We start from the raw sequence: 233 nt of genomic DNA, 5'->3' as shown, positions 1-233 counted from the left end.
TCCTCGCGCGGAACGGCGATCCGTATGCGCGGATCGGCGACGACCGTCAGAGTGCGGTGCAGCTGTCGCTCGGCTCCTCGGGCGTGCCGGAGACGTTCCTGATCGACGGCAGCGGCGTCGTCGTGAAGCAGTATATCGGCGACATCCGCCCCGATCAGGTCGACGCGGTGATCGCCGACTGGCGAGCGGCCCGATGAAACGTGCCCTGTTGCTGGCTGCGATGTTCGCTGCAC

The 233-nt window shown here is 67.4% G+C and carries 1 protein-coding gene; it reads left to right on the top strand.

The window, feature by feature from the left end; genetic code table 11:
* Positions 1-197: thioredoxin domain-containing protein (locus AC0IYH_RS34180; protein WP_471838936.1), on the top strand; the 197-nt coding region annotated here is incomplete at its 5' end.
* Positions 198-233: the final 36 nt, after the last annotated feature.

The sequence above is a fragment of the Pseudomonas sp. AC463 genome (assembly GCF_979253585.1).
Note: the sequence above shows the minus strand (reverse complement) of the source record. Positions and strands in the feature narration are given on the sequence as shown.